General features: G+C 69.3%; 15 protein-coding genes. 8 read left to right on the top strand and 7 right to left on the bottom strand.

Annotation, left to right across the window (positions count from 1 at the left end):
* The first annotated feature begins 12 nt into the window (after positions 1-12).
* The 5 genes from AYL44_RS08445 to pknB all read left to right on the top strand — a co-directional run bounded on the left by AYL44_RS08445 (position 13) and on the right by pknB (position 7,669).
* Positions 13-1,242, top strand: coding sequence for a PP2C family protein-serine/threonine phosphatase (locus AYL44_RS08445; protein ID WP_064002826.1), 1,230 nt, complete (start codon positions 13-15; stop codon positions 1,240-1,242).
* A complete protein-coding gene (locus AYL44_RS08440) occupies positions 1,239-2,615 on the top strand; it encodes an FtsW/RodA/SpoVE family cell cycle protein (RefSeq protein WP_064002825.1) in 1,377 nt (458 codons plus the stop codon). Before AYL44_RS08445 ends, AYL44_RS08440 begins: the two co-directional genes overlap by 4 nt.
* Positions 2,612-4,066 (top strand): peptidoglycan D,D-transpeptidase FtsI family protein, encoded by a 1,455-nt coding sequence (locus tag AYL44_RS08435; protein ID WP_064002824.1) that lies wholly within the window; start codon positions 2,612-2,614, stop codon positions 4,064-4,066. The genes AYL44_RS08440 and AYL44_RS08435 overlap by 4 nt, the downstream gene beginning before the upstream one ends.
* Entirely contained in the window at positions 4,063-5,883 is a 1,821-nt protein-coding gene (locus AYL44_RS08430; RefSeq protein ID WP_082886158.1) for a protein kinase domain-containing protein, read from the top strand. Before AYL44_RS08435 ends, AYL44_RS08430 begins: the two co-directional genes overlap by 4 nt.
* An 88-nt stretch (positions 5,884-5,971) precedes the next feature.
* The gene (gene pknB, locus AYL44_RS08425; protein WP_197471622.1) at positions 5,972-7,669 is read left to right on the top strand and encodes a Stk1 family PASTA domain-containing Ser/Thr kinase; all 1,698 of its coding nucleotides are present in this window, start codon (positions 5,972-5,974) and stop codon (positions 7,667-7,669) included.
* 9 nt (positions 7,670-7,678) lie between these two features.
* Here pknB and AYL44_RS08420 read toward each other — a convergent pair whose 3' ends face one another.
* Genes AYL44_RS08420 through AYL44_RS08415 form a run of 3 tightly spaced genes read right to left on the bottom strand, consistent with a single transcriptional unit; the run spans position 7,679 to position 9,278 of the window.
* On the bottom strand, positions 7,679-8,317 hold the full coding sequence (locus AYL44_RS08420) for an anthranilate synthase component II (protein ID WP_064002821.1): 639 nt from the start codon (positions 8,315-8,317) through the stop codon (positions 7,679-7,681).
* Positions 8,314-8,481 (bottom strand): hypothetical protein, encoded by a 168-nt coding sequence (locus AYL44_RS14695; protein ID WP_197471621.1) that lies wholly within the window; start codon positions 8,479-8,481, stop codon positions 8,314-8,316. The genes AYL44_RS08420 and AYL44_RS14695 overlap by 4 nt, the downstream gene beginning before the upstream one ends.
* Positions 8,481-9,278, bottom strand: a complete 798-nt coding sequence (locus AYL44_RS08415; protein WP_064002820.1) for a class E sortase — start codon at positions 9,276-9,278, stop codon at positions 8,481-8,483. Before AYL44_RS08415 ends, AYL44_RS14695 begins: the two co-directional genes overlap by 1 nt.
* A 55-nt stretch (positions 9,279-9,333) precedes the next feature.
* Between AYL44_RS08415 and AYL44_RS08410 the strand changes: the two genes are divergently transcribed.
* The gene (locus tag AYL44_RS08410; protein WP_064002819.1) at positions 9,334-9,570 is read left to right on the top strand and encodes a cell division protein CrgA; all 237 of its coding nucleotides are present in this window, start codon (positions 9,334-9,336) and stop codon (positions 9,568-9,570) included.
* A gap of 78 nt (positions 9,571-9,648) precedes the next feature.
* Here the strand turns inward: AYL44_RS08410 and AYL44_RS08405 are convergent, their stop codons facing one another.
* Together AYL44_RS08405 and AYL44_RS08400 are read right to left on the bottom strand one after the other, a co-directional pair.
* A complete protein-coding gene (locus tag AYL44_RS08405) occupies positions 9,649-10,524 on the bottom strand; it encodes a rhomboid family intramembrane serine protease (RefSeq protein WP_231872757.1) in 876 nt (291 codons plus the stop codon).
* A 7-nt stretch (positions 10,525-10,531) separates the two neighbouring features.
* A complete protein-coding gene (locus tag AYL44_RS08400; protein ID WP_064002818.1) occupies positions 10,532-11,089 on the bottom strand; it encodes a peptidylprolyl isomerase in 558 nt (185 codons plus the stop codon).
* Between the two features lie 100 nt (positions 11,090-11,189).
* Here AYL44_RS08400 and AYL44_RS08395 point away from each other — a divergent pair, with 100 nt between their 5' ends.
* Together AYL44_RS08395 and AYL44_RS08390 are read left to right on the top strand one after the other, a co-directional pair.
* Positions 11,190-11,759, top strand: a complete 570-nt coding sequence (locus AYL44_RS08395) for a hypothetical protein (RefSeq protein ID WP_064002817.1) — start codon at positions 11,190-11,192, stop codon at positions 11,757-11,759.
* Complete coding sequence (locus AYL44_RS08390; protein WP_197471620.1) at positions 11,752-12,249, top strand: aminoacyl-tRNA deacylase; 498 nt, start codon at positions 11,752-11,754, stop codon at positions 12,247-12,249. Before AYL44_RS08395 ends, AYL44_RS08390 begins: the two co-directional genes overlap by 8 nt.
* Here the strand turns inward: AYL44_RS08390 and AYL44_RS08385 are convergent.
* Both AYL44_RS08385 and sfnG read right to left on the bottom strand, forming a co-directional pair.
* A complete protein-coding gene (locus tag AYL44_RS08385) occupies positions 12,240-12,665 on the bottom strand; it encodes an NUDIX hydrolase (protein ID WP_064002815.1) in 426 nt (141 codons plus the stop codon). The genes AYL44_RS08390 and AYL44_RS08385 overlap by 10 nt on opposite strands.
* Before the next feature lie 233 nt (positions 12,666-12,898).
* Positions 12,899-14,026 (bottom strand): dimethylsulfone monooxygenase SfnG, encoded by a 1,128-nt coding sequence (gene sfnG, locus AYL44_RS08380; protein WP_197471619.1) that lies wholly within the window; start codon positions 14,024-14,026, stop codon positions 12,899-12,901.
* Positions 14,027-14,130 lie beyond the last annotated feature (104 nt).

The following is a 14,130-nucleotide window of genomic DNA, read 5'->3' as shown; positions in this document are numbered from 1 at the left end:
CGGCCCGCACCGATGGTCTTCGAGGGCTCGAGCGCCGCCATCTCGCACACCGGGAAGGTCCGCTCCAACAACCAGGACTCGGGCTTCTCGGGCTCGAACCTGTTCGTCGTCGCCGACGGCATGGGCGGGCACGCCGGCGGTGACATCGCCTCGAGCATCGCCGTCCACCACCTCGAGGGCCTCGACCACGCATTCCCGACGCCGGCCGAAGCCGAGCGCGAGCTCCGTGAAGCGATCGTCGACGCCGCCCACGTCCTCGTCGACACGGTCACCGAGCGCCCCGAGCTGGCCGGCATGGGCACGACGGTCAGCGCCGTGCTCATGGTCGACGACTACGCCGTCATCGCCCACATCGGCGACTCCCGCGTCTACCTCTTCCGCGACGGCGTGCTGACGCAGATCACGACCGACCACACCTTCGTCCAGCGCCTCGTCGACTCGGGCCGGATCACCCCCGAAGAGGCGCGCTACCACCCGCGCCGGTCCGTCCTCATGCGCGTGCTCGGCGACATGGGCACCGACCCCGAGGTCGACGCGTTCATCATGCAGACCCAGCCGGGCGACCGGTGGCTCATCTGCTCCGACGGACTGTGCGGCGTCGTCGACGACGCGCAGACCGCCAAGGTCCTGCGCCAGGACCTCGCGCCGGGTCGGACCGCCGACATGCTCCTGAAGCTGGCGCTGGATGCCGGTGCCCCCGACAACGTCACGATCGTCCTCGTCGACGTGGGCGGGCGGCATCCGATGTTCAGCGGCACCGCGACCATCGTCGGGTCCGCGGCCACTCCGAAGGGCATCGAGGTCCCCGTCGCGCGCCCCGCCCGGACGGGCTGGTTCCAGACCGGACGCCAGGCGGCGAACGAGCCCAGCCACTTCGAGCCCGCGGCCGAGTACCTCGAGGAGCTCATCGAAGAGGACCGTCGCCGCGCGCGCCGCCGCCGCGTCTGGTGGTTCGTCGGCTTCATCGCGATCGTCGCGGTGCTCGCCGCGGGCGTCTTCGCCGGCTACGCCTGGACGCAGACGCGCTACTTCGTCGGCCCCGACGACGACAGCGTCGTGATCTACCGCGGCATCCAGCAGGACATCGGTCCGATCTCGCTGTCCACGCCGTACGAGGACACCGACATCCTCCTCGCGGACCTGCCCGCCTATCAGCGGCTGTCCGTGGAGCAGACCATCTCCGCCCGATCCCTCGCCGACGCCGAGGCGATCGTCGACAACCTCCGCCAGGGGACCCCATGACAGCCGCGGTAGAAACCGACACGACGGTCATCAAGGCACTCCGGAAACTCCGGATGCCGGCGACCCAGCGCAACCGCGAGCTCGGCCTGCTCGTGTTCGCCATCATCGTCTCGACGGTCGCCGTGCTGCTCGTCCAGCTGGGCACCCGCGACGAGATCGACCCGACGTTCCTCTCGTACTGCGGGTGGCTGGCGGGGCTGTCGCTCGCGCTGCACATCGTGACGCGCATCTGCGCCCGCGACGCCGACCCGTTCGTCCTGCCGATCGCGACGCTCCTCACGGGCGTCGGCGTCGCGATGATCTACCGCCTCGACATCGCCGAGGACCGCGTCGGCTGGTCCTCGCTCGGGTTCCGTCAGCTCGTCTGGGCGGCGATCGCGATCGGCGGCGCCATCCTCATCGTGATCTTCCTGCGCAACTACCGCGTGCTGTTCCGGTACACCTACGTCTTCGGTCTCAGCGGCATCCTGCTGCTGCTGCTCCCCTTCGTTCCGGGACTCGGCATCGAGGCGGGCGCCGACGTCTGGGTGTCGGTCGCCGGTGTCTTCTCGTTCCAGCCCGGTGAGCTCGCGAAGATCTGCCTCGCGATCTTCTTCGCCGGCTACCTCGTCCGCACCCGCGAGGCCCTCACCTCGGTCGGCACGCGCTTCCTCGGAATCACCTGGCCGCACGCCCGCCAGCTCGGGCCGCTGCTGATCGTGTGGGGTGTCTCGCTCGGGATCATCGTCCTTCAGCGCGACCTGGGTACCGGCATCCTCATCTTCGGCATGTTCATCGCGATGCTCTACGTCGCGACGGGCAAGGCGAGCTGGGCGATCCTCGGCGTCCTCCTGGCCGTCGCGGGCGCCCTGGCCGCCTCGCAGGTCCTGCCCTACGTCGCCTCCCGGTTCTCGAACTGGCTCGACGCCTTCAACCCGGACTACATCAACGGCAGCAGCTTCCAGCTCGTCTCGGGCATCTTCGGCCTCGCCCACGGCGGACTCATCGGCACCGGCTGGGGCTTGGGCCGACCCGACCTGACGCCGCTCGCCCACAACGACTACATCCTCCCGAGCCTCGGTGAGGAACTCGGCCTGGTCGGCGTCTTCGCGATCCTGGCCCTTTACATGGTCTTCGTCAGCCGCGGCATCCGGATCGGCATCGCGGGTCAGGACGACTTCGGAAAGCTGCTCGCGACGGGGCTGTCGTTCACCCTCGCGCTGCAGGTGTTCATCATGGTCGGCGGCGTCACCCGTCTCATCCCGCTGACGGGTCTGACGATGCCGTTCCTCGCGGCCGGCGGTTCCTCCCTCATCGCGAACTTCCTCATCATCGCGATCCTGTTGAGGATCTCGGATGCCGTCCGCTCCAGGCCCCGGGTGGTGATCGGATGACCAAGCAACTCCGTCGACTGAGCGTCGTGGTGCTCCTCATGTTCCTCAGCCTGTTCGCGGCGACGAGCGTGATCCAGGTGGCCCTCGCCGGTCAGCTGAACGAGAACCCCGACAACCGGCGCACGCTGTACGACTCGTACGCGGTGCAGCGCGGCACGATCTTCGCCGGCAGCACGGCGATCGCGTCGTCCGAGCCGAGCGACGACGTCTACAGCTGGATCCGTACGTATCCGGATGCCGAGATGTGGGCGCCCGTGACCGGGTTCATCAACCCCGTCCTGCGCTCCTCGACCGGGCTCGAGTACGCGATGAACGCCGCCCTCGCCGGCACCGGCAGCCAGCAGTTCCTGACCCGTCTCGACCAGATCGTGAGCGGCCAGCCGCCGCGCGGGTCGAACGTGCTCCTCTCGCTCGACCCCGCGGTGCAGAAGGTCGCGTACGACGCGCTGGACGGACTCGAGGGCGCGGTCGTCGCGATGGAGCCCGACACGGGCCGCATCCTCGCGATGGCCACCAGCCCCAGCTTCGACACCAACAAGCTCGCCTCGCACAACAGCTCGGCGGTCAACGCCGCCGATCAGGAGCTGCAGGCGGATCCGCTGCGACCGCTCACCAACCGGGTGACGCGCGAGACGGAGCCCCCCGGATCGACCTTCAAGCTCGTCGTCGCGTCGGCCGCCCTCGCCTCGGGGAAGTACACCCCCGACTCCGAGTTCGACAACCCGGCGACCTTCACGCTCCCGGGAACGAACAACGTCCTGCACAACTTCGACCGCGGCACGTGCGGACCGGGGGAGAAGACGACGCTCGAGACCGCGCTGCGGCTCAGCTGCAACATCCCCATGGCCGAGCTCGCGCTCGAGCTGGGCACCGACGCCATCCGTGAACAGGCGCAGAAGTTCGGCTTCAACTCGGCCTTCGAGATCCCCCTCGACGTCGCCGCGTCGAGCTACCCCGAGGGCTTCGACGAGCCGCAGACCGCGCTCAGCGGCATCGGTCAGACCGACGTGCGCGCCACCCCGCTGCAGATGGCGATGGTCGCCGCCGGCATCGCGAACGACGGCGTCGTCATGAACCCGCGGATGGTCGACCGCGTCGTCGCGGCCGATCTGACGGTGCAGGACGAGCCGGCGAACACGCAGTTCGGCGAGGCGCTGACCCCCGAGGTGGCCGAGACGATGACGACCCTGATGATCGGCAATGTCCAAAACGGTGCGGCGTCGGGTGCGAGAATAGACGGCGTCGACGTCGCCGGGAAGACCGGAACGGCGGAGCACAATCCGGGGGACCCGTACACGCTCTGGTTCACCGGTTTCGCGCCCGCAGAAGACCCGGAAGTGGTCGTCACGGTGATGGTGGAGAACGGTGGTGGGCTCGGCCAGAACGGCACGAGCAACGGGATCGCGGCCCCGATCGCGAAGAAAGTGATTGAGGCGGTGCTGAGCGAATGAGACCGACGCAGGGTGTGAGCTTCGGCGGACGGTACGAACTGGACTCGCGGATCGCGATCGGCGGCATGGGCGAGGTCTGGGAGGCCACCGACCACGTCATCGGCCGCACGGTCGCCATCAAGATCCTCAAAGACGAGTACATGGGCGACCCGGGCTTCCTCGAGCGCTTCCGCGCCGAGGCCCGTCACGCCGCGCTCGTGAACCACGAGGGCATCGCCAGCGTCTTCGACTACGGCGAGGAGAACGGCTCCGCCTTCCTCGTCATGGAGCTCGTCCCCGGCGAGGCGCTGTCGACGATCCTCGAGCGCGAGGGCGCCCTCTCGACCGACAAGACGCTCGACATCGTCGCGCAGACCGCGTCGGCGCTGCAGGCGGCCCACGCCGCGGGGCTCGTCCACCGCGACATCAAGCCCGGCAACCTGCTGATCACCCCCGACGGCCGCGTCAAGATCACCGACTTCGGCATCGCCCGCATCGCCGATCAGGTGCCGCTGACCGCGACCGGCCAGGTCATGGGAACCGTTCAGTACCTCTCGCCCGAGCAGGCGTCGGGGCACGCGGCATCCCCTTCCACCGACATCTATTCGCTCGGCATCGTCGCCTACGAACTGCTCGCGGGTCGTCGTCCGTTCACGGGTGAGTCGCAGGTCGCCATCGCGATGGCGCAGATCAACGACACCCCGCCGCCGCTGCCCGACACGGTCGCCGAGCCCGTGCAGCGCTTCGTGATGAGCATGATCGCGAAGAAGCCCGAAGAACGTCCCGCCTCGACCTCCGCCGTCGCGCGTGCCGCCGGCGCGCTGCGTCGTGGGGACGTCGCCGGCGCCGCGGCCATCGTCCCCGCGATCGCCGGGGCCGCCGACGCCGACGCGTTCACGCAGCTGCTGACCCCGACCACGGGATCGGATGCCACGACCCGCCTCCTGCCCGCGGGCGGAGCCGCCGCGGCCGGGGCCGGGGCTGCGGCCGCCGTCGGCACGGGCACGGCCGCGCTGTCCACCGACCAGGCATCGTCCGAACAGACGCAGCGCAAGAAGAAGCGCAGCCCGTGGACCTGGCCCCTGGTCGCGCTCATCGCGCTGCTGGCGATCGTGTTGATCGGTGGGCTCATCGCACTCTTCATGCCGCAGGGCAACACCGCGGCTCCGAGCAACACGCCCTCGAACCCCCCGTCGAGCGCCAGCGTCCCGCCCTCCTCACCCGCACCGACCCCCACCGAGACCGAGCCGACGACCGCGAACCCCGCGACCCTGGGGCTCGAGGGGAAGACGTGCGAGGAAGCCACCGCGATCCTCAACGACAACGGTTTCGACAACGTCGTCTGCGAGCGCGGTGATCAGGCCGACACGGACGACCAAGCCGGTCAGGTGTACAGCGTCGATCCGACCGGCAACGTGCGCTTCGACCGCGAGATCACGCTGCTGTACTACGCCGACGCCGCGGCGCTCGGAGTCCCCGCCGCCCCCCGCATCGAGGGTGGCAACGGCGACGGCACCGTCACCGCCGGGTCGACGGTCCAGGTCATGTGGGACAGCTACACCTGCCCCGCGGGGTCTCCCACGGCGTCGAGCTACACGATGACGCTCTCGGGCGGCATCTTCGACACGAACGGCGAGTCGACGGCGAGCTTCGACATCGACCAGCGCCCGGCGAAGATCGTCGTCGACGAGAACAGCCAGGCCCTCTCGGTGACCTACACCGTCACGTGCACGGGTGAGAGCACCGAGCGTGTGTCGGGGAGCTCTCCCGAGGCGTCGGCGTCGATCGTGCCCGCGCCCGAGGAGACCCCGCCGGCCGACGGCGAGGGCGACGGCTGACCACGACCGCTTTCAGCGGGCTTTCGAGCGGGGTCGGATAGGCTGTCCGGGTTCCATTCCGGGGAGTGATGTGTCCGTACAGCAACGCGTGCTTTCGGGCCGCTACCGCGTCGATGACCTCATCGGCCGAGGCGGCATGGCTTCGGTGTACCGCGGGCAGGACCTCACGCTCGGGCGCGACGTCGCCATCAAGATCCTCGAGCCGGATCTCGCCGCCGACGGGGCGTTCCGCACGCGGTTCCGCCTCGAGGCGCAGTCCGCGTCGCGCATGTCGCACCCTGCGATCGTCCGTGTCTTCGATGCCGGTGAGGAGACGAGGACGGATGCCGCGGGGCAGCCGCATCCCGAACCGTACATCGTCATGGAGCTCGTCTCGGGGCGCCTGCTGAAGGACATCATCAGCGAGGGTCCCGTCCCGATCGAGGACGCCCTGCGCTACACCGACGGCATCCTCGAAGCCCTCGAGTACTCCCACCGGGCCGGCGTCGTCCACCGCGACATCAAGCCCGGCAACGTCATGGTGACGGATGCCGGTCAGGTGAAGGTCATGGACTTCGGCATCGCGCGTGCCGTGTCGGACTCGTCGTCGACGGTCGCCGAGACCACCGCGATCATCGGAACCGCGTCGTACTTCTCGCCCGAGATGGCCAAGGGCGACCCTGTGGACGCCCGCGCCGACATCTACTCGGCCGGCATCGTCCTCTACGAACTGCTGACAGGGCAGCCGCCGTTCCGCGGCGAGAACCCGATCGCGGTCGCCTATCAGCACGTGTCCGAGGCGCCCGTCCCGCCGTCCGAGGTGGTCGAGACCGTGCCGCGGTCGCTCGACGCCCTTGTGCTGCGCGCGCTCGCGAAGGACCCGTTCCAGCGGCCGCAGACCGCCGTCGCCTTCCGCGACGCCCTCGCCGCCGCGACCGGCCGCAAGGCGCCGAGCAAGCGACGCGTCGAGCACCTCAGCAACGAGCTGTACGGCCCCGACCCGAAGCAGGCGGCCGAGACGGCGCGGTCGCTGCGCCAACTGACGAGCGACGACACGATGCGCCGCACGCAGGCCGGGCCCCCCGTCGCGTGGGTGTGGGCCGGCATCGCGATGCTCGCCGTGCTGCTCGTGTCGGTCTTCATCTGGGTGAACACGATCCGCCCGGAGGAGGGGACCGTTACCCCGAACGCGCTCACCGTCCCCGACGTCGTGACGATGACCTGGGACCGCGCGCAGGAGGTCCTCGACAAGGATCAGCTCGACCCGCTGCAGGTCGGCGAGACGAGCGCCGACGTCCCCGAGGGCGCCGTAGTGCGCACCGACCCCGCGGCCGGCACCACCGTCGCACCGGGAGACCAGGTCACCGTGTACGTCTCGGAGGGTGTCGAGATGGCCGCCATCCCCACCCTCGCCAACCTGACGGTCGACGAGGTGACGACCGCCCTCGAGCAGGAGGGCCTCACGCTCGGTTCGATCACACGACGCAACGACCCGGCCCTGGCGGCCGATGTCGTGATCAGCGGATCGGTGGACGGCGCGCCCGTGACCGCCGGCGAAGAGGTCCCCCTCAACACCGCCGTCGACCTCGTCGTCGCCACCGGTACCGTCACCGTCGAGGACTTCGCGCTGAACTACACGGTCGACAAGGCCGCCGAGATCCTCCGCTCGGACGAGTACGGCCTCGAGCCCGTCATCCAGGAGGATCCCTCCTGCCCGGCCACCGACCCGCGCATGGTGAAGGTGCAGTCGGCGATCGGCGAGGTTCCCGTGGGGTCGGAGATCGTCCTCACGACCTGCAGCGGCTGACCCCCGAGGTCACGCCACGGTGCGATGCGGTGACAGCCGGGCGCCGCGCGCTGCGGCATCCATCACTCCGATGCCCTCCAGCCACGTGCCCAGCAGCAGGTAACCGCCCTCGGTGAGCACGCTCTCGGGGTGGAACTGCACCCCGACCAGCGGCAGCGAACGGTGCGCGAGCCCCATGACCGTGCCGGACTCCGTCCACGCCGTGACGCGCAGGTCGGCCGGAACGCGGTCGCGCTCGACGGCGAGCGAGTGGTAGCGCGTGGCCGTGAACGGCGACGGCAGTCCCGCGAACACCCCGGTGCCGTCGTGGTGCACGGGCGAGGTGCGTCCGTGCATGAGGTCGGCAGCGTGCGAGACGACCCCGCCGAACGCGACCGCGATCGCCTGATGCCCGAGGCACACGCCGAGCAGGGGGGTGGCCGTGGCGGCGCACCGCCGGACGATCTGGATCGACGCACCCGCATCCTCGGGCGTGCCGGGGCCGGGAGAGATCACGACGCCGTCGGCCGCGTCCACCCGCGAGAGCGCATCCGCGGCATCCGATTCGACCATCTCGACGTCGGCGCCCAACTCGACGAGGTACCCGATCAGGGTGTGGACGAAACTGTCGTGGTTGTCGACGACGAGGACACGGATGCCGCTGGTCACCCGCCGCCGCCGACGGTGGACTCCTCGTTCGGCCACAGCGTGTGGAACACCCACGGGAACGCGTAGTAGAAGAGCAGGTACAAGATGATCGCGGCCAGCACGATCAGGATGAGGACCCGCACCCACCACGGGCCGGGAAGCACACGCCAGAGCGCCGCGTACATCAGGCGTCCACCCCTGCGGTCAGCGACGCCGGCGGGCCGTCGGCGGTCGGGGTGAACTCGTCGAACACGGCGTAGGCGATGATGCGCTCCAGGGAGTTCAGTTTCGGCGCACAGCTCGTGAGCGTCAGGTAGCGGCCGTCGGCTTCGACGCCGGGCTGGTTGGGGACGGGGAGCAGCACCTGCACCTGCGTCTCCTGGACGTACTCGAGCGAGCGGAACCGGTAGGTGTACCAGCCCGCCTTCGTCTGGACGACGATCGCGTCACCGATGACGAGGCGGTCGATCGGGTCGAACGGGGCGCCCGAGGTCCACCGGTGCGCGGCGTAGGCGGTGTTGCCCACCGCACCGGGCATCGCGGTGTCGGGGTAATGGCCGATCTCGCCGCGGTCGAGGATGTCGGGGCGGGTGATCCCGGAGGCGATCTTGAATTGCCAGTTCGAGCCGAAGCGCGGCACCTTCATGATCCCGAACACGTCGCCGTGGGACTGCTCGCCGAGGACGGGGATCGCCGCGGGGCCCTCCGGCTCCGCGGTCGCATCGGGCGCGGGGGTCTCGGACGGTTCCGGGGTCTCGGGCGCTTCGTTCGCCCACTCCTCCGCGAGCGCCTGCGCGGCAGCGTGCTGCTCGCTCTGCACGATCGCGTCGCCGATCCAGGTGTGCCAGGACACGTAGAGCAGGGTCAGCACACCGACCGTGAGCAGGATCTCGCCGAACACGCTCGCGACCGTCGCGCGACGACGAGGGCGCGGACGACGGGAACGTCGGGTGGGGTGCTCCGTGGGCGAGGAGTCGGTCACGATCGGAGTTTAGCCAGCGAAGGCTGGATCCGGGCTGGCAGGTAGACTTCCCCCCATGGCACGTGGAGACAAGGACGACGACCGACTCGTCCAGACCGAGGGCGACGCCGCCCCCAACCCCGTCTGGTTCAAGCCGATCATGCTCGGGCTGATGCTCATCGGTCTGATCTGGATCATCGTCTTCTACCTGAGCGGCCAAGCCTTCCCGATCCCCGACATCGGGCCGTGGAACCTCGCGATCGGCTTCGGCATCGCGTTCATCGGGTTCCTGATGACGACGCGCTGGCGCTGAGACCGCGGCATCCCTTGTCCTCGAGGGGAATTACACCGGTGTGATTCATCCCCACCTGTGGATGAACCTGTGGATAACTCAGAGGTAGAGCAGACCCGGCACGGTCACGGCGATGGCGATGAGGCCGATCCCGACGGCGACGAGCAGCAGCGCCTGCAGGCCCTGACGGTTCTGCGCGCGCGTCCTCGCGAAGACGAAGCCGACCAGCAGACCCACGAGACCGCCACCGATGTGCGACTGCCAGGACACCCCGGCACCCACGAACGAGAACACCAGGTTGATCCCGAGCAGGATCGCGATCGGGAGGATGTTCGCGCCGACGTGTCGCCCGATGATGAGCATGGCCGTGAGCAGACCCCAGACCGCGCCGGATGCACCGACGACGGCGGACCCCGGCGCGATGAGCGCGACGAGGACCGATCCGCCGATCGCGCTCAGCGCGTAGAGGGCTAGGAACCGCGCCTTGCCGAGAAGGGGTTCGAGGCTGCGGCCCAGAGCCCACAGCGCCAGCATGTTCAGAGCGACGTGGAACGGCAGCGGGGTCGAGTGCACGAGGGCGACCGTCAGCATCCGCCACGGCTCGAAGGGCGCCCCGCTGCCCGGGACGACGTACGGCGGAGCGAAAGCGAGCCCGCCCGTGACGGCGCCGCCCACGACGGGGATGAGCTGCACGAGGTACATCGCGATCGTGACGATCATGATCGCGTAGGTGACGACGGGGCGGTCGCTGCGCAGCTTGCGGGCGAACCGCCCCGGCATCCGCCTCACCTCGGCCGACCGCGCACCCTTCTGCTGTTCCGCGAGGCACTCCGGGCAGATGACGCCCACGGGCAGCGGCGTCTGGCACTCGGGGCAGATGGTGCGGAGGCACCGCTGGCAGAGCACGAAGCTCTGACGGTCGGGATGCCGGTAGCAGAAGTTGTCCGGATCAGTCCGGGGGTCGGCCGAGGTCACGAAGGGATCAGGCCTCGGCGATGTCGATCGAGGAGATGACGACGGGCTCGAGCGGACGGTCCTGCGCACCGGTCGGGACGGCGCTGATGGCGTCGACCACCTTGCGGGAGGCGTCATCGGCGACCTCGCCGAAGATCGTGTGCTTGCCGTTGAGCCACGGGGTCGGGTCGGTCGTGATGAAGAACTGCGACCCGTTGGTGCCCTCGGCCTTGCCCGTGATGGCGTTGCGGCGCAGGCCCGCGTTCGCCATGGCGAGGAGGTAGGGCTTGCTGAAGGTCAGCTCGGGGCTGATCTCGTCGTCGAAGTTGTAGCCCGGTCCGCCGATGCCCTGACCGAGCGGGTCGCCGCCCTGGATCATGAAGCCCGGGATGATGCGGTGGAAGATGACGTCGGTGTAGAGGGGACCCTCGCCCGGCTTGCCGGTGGCGGGGTGCGTCCACGCCTGGGATCCGTCGGCGAGGCCGATGAAGTTCTTGACGGTGCGCGGCGCCTGGTCGCCGAACAGGTTGACGACGATGTCGCCGTGGGTGGTGTGCAGGGTTGCGACAGCGGAGTGAATCGGCATACCCATCATCCTCTCACTTGCAACCCCCCTCACAGCCTGAATGCGTCTGGCAGTATGGACCCACTACGTCCCCGGATGAACCCCGAAAAGGGAGGGCCCCGTGAGCCTCAACCGCAAGACCAAGAAGGAACTCCGCAAGCTGCAGAAGCAGGCTGCGAACCTCTGGGAGTCCCAGCAGGTGCTGGTCGGCCAGGCCGGTGAGGTCGCCCGCGAGGCGGGTCGCCAGCTCGGCAAGTACAACCACGACCACGTGGTGCCCGCCGCCAAGCACTCCTACGAGCGGTACGCCGCTCCCTACGTCGACCGCGGTGTCGAGACCGGACGCAAGGTGCTCAACGGCGCCGTCGTCCCCGCCGCGGGAGCCGTCGTCGGTACCGCCCTGTCGGTGTGGGACGTCGCCAACGACAAGCGTCACCGTCTGGCGAAGGGCAAGGGGCTCGGCGGCTTCGACGCGGACGACTTCCGCAAGAAGGCGAAGAAGGCCGGCAAGAAGGCGACGAAGAAGCTCAGCGTCCCCGAGAAGAAGAGCGGCCCGAGCGCCGGCGGCGTCCTCGCCCTCATCTTCGGCATCGCCGCGGCCGCCGGTGTGCTCTACGCCGCCTGGCAGACGCTGCGTGCCGACGACGAGCTGTGGGTGGCGGACGACCCGCTGCGTGCACCGGATGCCTGAATCCACGCCCGTACCGTCGGAGCGCGTCGCTGAAGCGGCGCGCTCCCGGTCTTTGTCGGTGGAGTTCGTCGCCCGGCCGGCCGCGAGGAGTCTCGAGGAAGCCGCAGGGCTCCTGGGTCTCGCGGCATCCGACATTGTGAAGACCCTCGTCGTCAAGCGCAGCGACGACACCTACCTGTTCGCCCTCATCCCTGGCGATCGCGCCATCTCGTGGCCGAAGCTGCGGGCCGTGGTCGGTGTGAACAAACTGCGGCTGCCCGAACCGGAGCTCGCGCTCGCGGCGACGGGGTTCGAGCGCGGCACGATCACACCGATCGGCAGCGCGACGGACTGGCCCGTCTACGCGGACGAGACCATCACGGGTCGACGGATCGCGATGGGGGCCGGCGCCCACGGCTTCAGCCTCTTCGTCGACGCCGACGACCTCATCCGTGCCTACGGCGCGACGGTCGCCGACATCTCGCAGGCGATGGGCGAGCGTCAGGCCTGAGGCAGCAGCCCCGCCATCCGCAGGGCGGTGTCGACGAGGCCGACCCGGGTCAGCGCCGGAACGTCGGCGAGCGGGAACCACGCCGCCTCGTCGGTCGATCCGTCCTCCTCATTGCGGAGGTCGCCGCCGACTATGTGCGCGCGGTAGAGGATGCGGAGCGCCTGGATGGGCCCTTCTCCGTGCAGCCGGTCCTTGGCGGCGATCACCTGCGAGTCGGTGCCGAGGATGCCGTCGAGTTCCACGTGGAACCCCGTCTCCTCGAAGACCTCGCGCACCGCGGCATCCTTCGGATCCTCACCGGGATCGATGCCCCCGCCGGGCATGGTCCACGCGGGTCTCGTGGGGCTGTTCCAGTGAGCGAGAAGGATGCGATCCCCGTCGGTGATGACGGCGTACGCGGCGACGCGGATGTCCACGCGTTCACCCTACGCGCCACCCCGACACGGGGGGACTGCCTGGGGTGCGAGCTCCCCAGCCACGCACCCCAGGCGCTGTCGCGCAGAGCCCCAGGCACTCCGCGTCCCCTGCGGAGTTGCTGCTCACATTGGATCCGAGCTTCGGGCGGTCGTCTCCAACGGCGACACCATTCATGGTGTCGCGCGTGGCGCAAGCGAAGCGCAACATCACCTCAAGATCAGCGCAAGATTCCTCACACGTCGGCGTGGTGGCGCTGCGTGACCCCTGTCTCAGCCTCGATTTCGCGCACCAGAGGGATGACCTTCTCGCCGAACTGCTCGAGCTCCTCCTGGAAGTGCAGGAAGCCGAGGAGGAGGAGGTCGACCCCGCGCCGGCGGTACTCGACGATGCGTCGGGCGACCTGCTCGGGCGTGCCGATGAGCTGTGTGCGGAACCCGTCGTTGTACTGAACGAGGTCCTCGAAGCTCGAGTCCGCCCACATCCCCTTGCGGTCGGCGGTCGCGGGACCCGCCTGCTGGACGGACGTGCGGAAGCCCTCGACGGCCTCGGTGTCGGCCTTGGCGATGATCTCGCGCAACTGCTCGCGCGCCTCGGCCTCGGTGTCGCGCACGATCGCGAAGCCGTTCAGGCCGAACCGTACGCGGCGTCCGTGCTCCGCCGCGATGCGGGTGACCTCGTCGTACTGCTCGGTGAAGCCGTCGAAGTCCTTGCCGTTGGAGAAGTACCAGTCCGCGTAAGCGCCGCCGTTGAAACGCGCTGCCGTCGAGTTGCCGCCCTGGAAGATCTCCGGATGCGGTCGCCCGGGCGCCGGGTAGGGTCCGGGCCGCAGCGTGAAGTCGTTCACCCGGTAGAAGTCGCCCGCGAACCGGACGTTCTCCTCGGTCAGCAGTTTGCGCAGGACCTGCAGGAACTCGCCCGACCGCCGGTAGCGCTCATCGTGGTCGAGCCAGGGGAGTCCGAGCTTGGTGAACTCGTCCTTGAACCAGCCCGACACGACGTTGACGGCCGCGCGGCCCTTCGAGAAGTTGTCGGCCGTGAGCAGGAACTTCGCGAGGACCGCCGGCTCCCACAGGCCCGGGTGCACGGCCGCGATGACCTTCAGCGTCTCGGTCGCCAGGAGCAGGGCGAGGCTCGTCGACGTCGACTCGTGCTGTTGCGCCGCGCCGTAGCTCGACAGGTACCGCACCTGACTGAGGGCGTACTCGAAGCCGACGCGCTCGGCCGTGCGAGCCAGTTCGATGTTGTAGTCCAGGTCGAACGAGGTCCGCTGCTCGATCGAGGACACCACCAGTCCGCCCGACACATTGGGCACCCAGTACGCGAACTTCGTGGGCTCGAGGCCCGCCGTCGTCTCCGTCATCATCCGCTCCGTTCCGCCTCGCTCCGAGGACTGTGCGAACGAATCTCCGCCATGGCCGCAGGGGTGTCAAAGAAGACGACGATCCGTGACGCGGCGTGACGGGA

The sequence above is a fragment of the Microbacterium oleivorans genome (assembly GCF_001644225.1).
Lineage (GTDB): Bacteria > Actinomycetota > Actinomycetes > Actinomycetales > Microbacteriaceae > Microbacterium > Microbacterium gawkjiense.
This window is presented reverse-complemented; position numbering and strand designations above follow the sequence as displayed.

What these genes read in the sequence shown, in the direction of transcription:
- AYL44_RS08430 (WP_082886158.1), top strand. Translation starts at nt 4,063, where the DNA reads ATGAGACCGACGCAGGGTGTGAGCTTCGGCGGACGGTACGAACTGGAC.
- AYL44_RS08445 (WP_064002826.1), top strand. Translation starts at nt 13, where the DNA reads ATGGTCTTCGAGGGCTCGAGCGCCGCCATCTCGCACACCGGGAAGGTC.
- sfnG (WP_197471619.1), bottom strand. Translation starts at nt 14,026, where the DNA reads ATGACGGAGACGACGGCGGGCCTCGAGCCCACGAAGTTCGCGTACTGG.
- AYL44_RS08410 (WP_064002819.1), top strand. Translation starts at nt 9,334, where the DNA reads ATGGCACGTGGAGACAAGGACGACGACCGACTCGTCCAGACCGAGGGC.
- AYL44_RS14695 (WP_197471621.1), bottom strand. Translation starts at nt 8,481, where the DNA reads ATGTACGCGGCGCTCTGGCGTGTGCTTCCCGGCCCGTGGTGGGTGCGG.
- AYL44_RS08440 (WP_064002825.1), top strand. Translation starts at nt 1,239, where the DNA reads ATGACAGCCGCGGTAGAAACCGACACGACGGTCATCAAGGCACTCCGG.
- AYL44_RS08400 (WP_064002818.1), bottom strand. Translation starts at nt 11,089, where the DNA reads ATGCCGATTCACTCCGCTGTCGCAACCCTGCACACCACCCACGGCGAC.
- AYL44_RS08390 (WP_197471620.1), top strand. Translation starts at nt 11,752, where the DNA reads ATGCCTGAATCCACGCCCGTACCGTCGGAGCGCGTCGCTGAAGCGGCG.
- AYL44_RS08435 (WP_064002824.1), top strand. Translation starts at nt 2,612, where the DNA reads ATGACCAAGCAACTCCGTCGACTGAGCGTCGTGGTGCTCCTCATGTTC.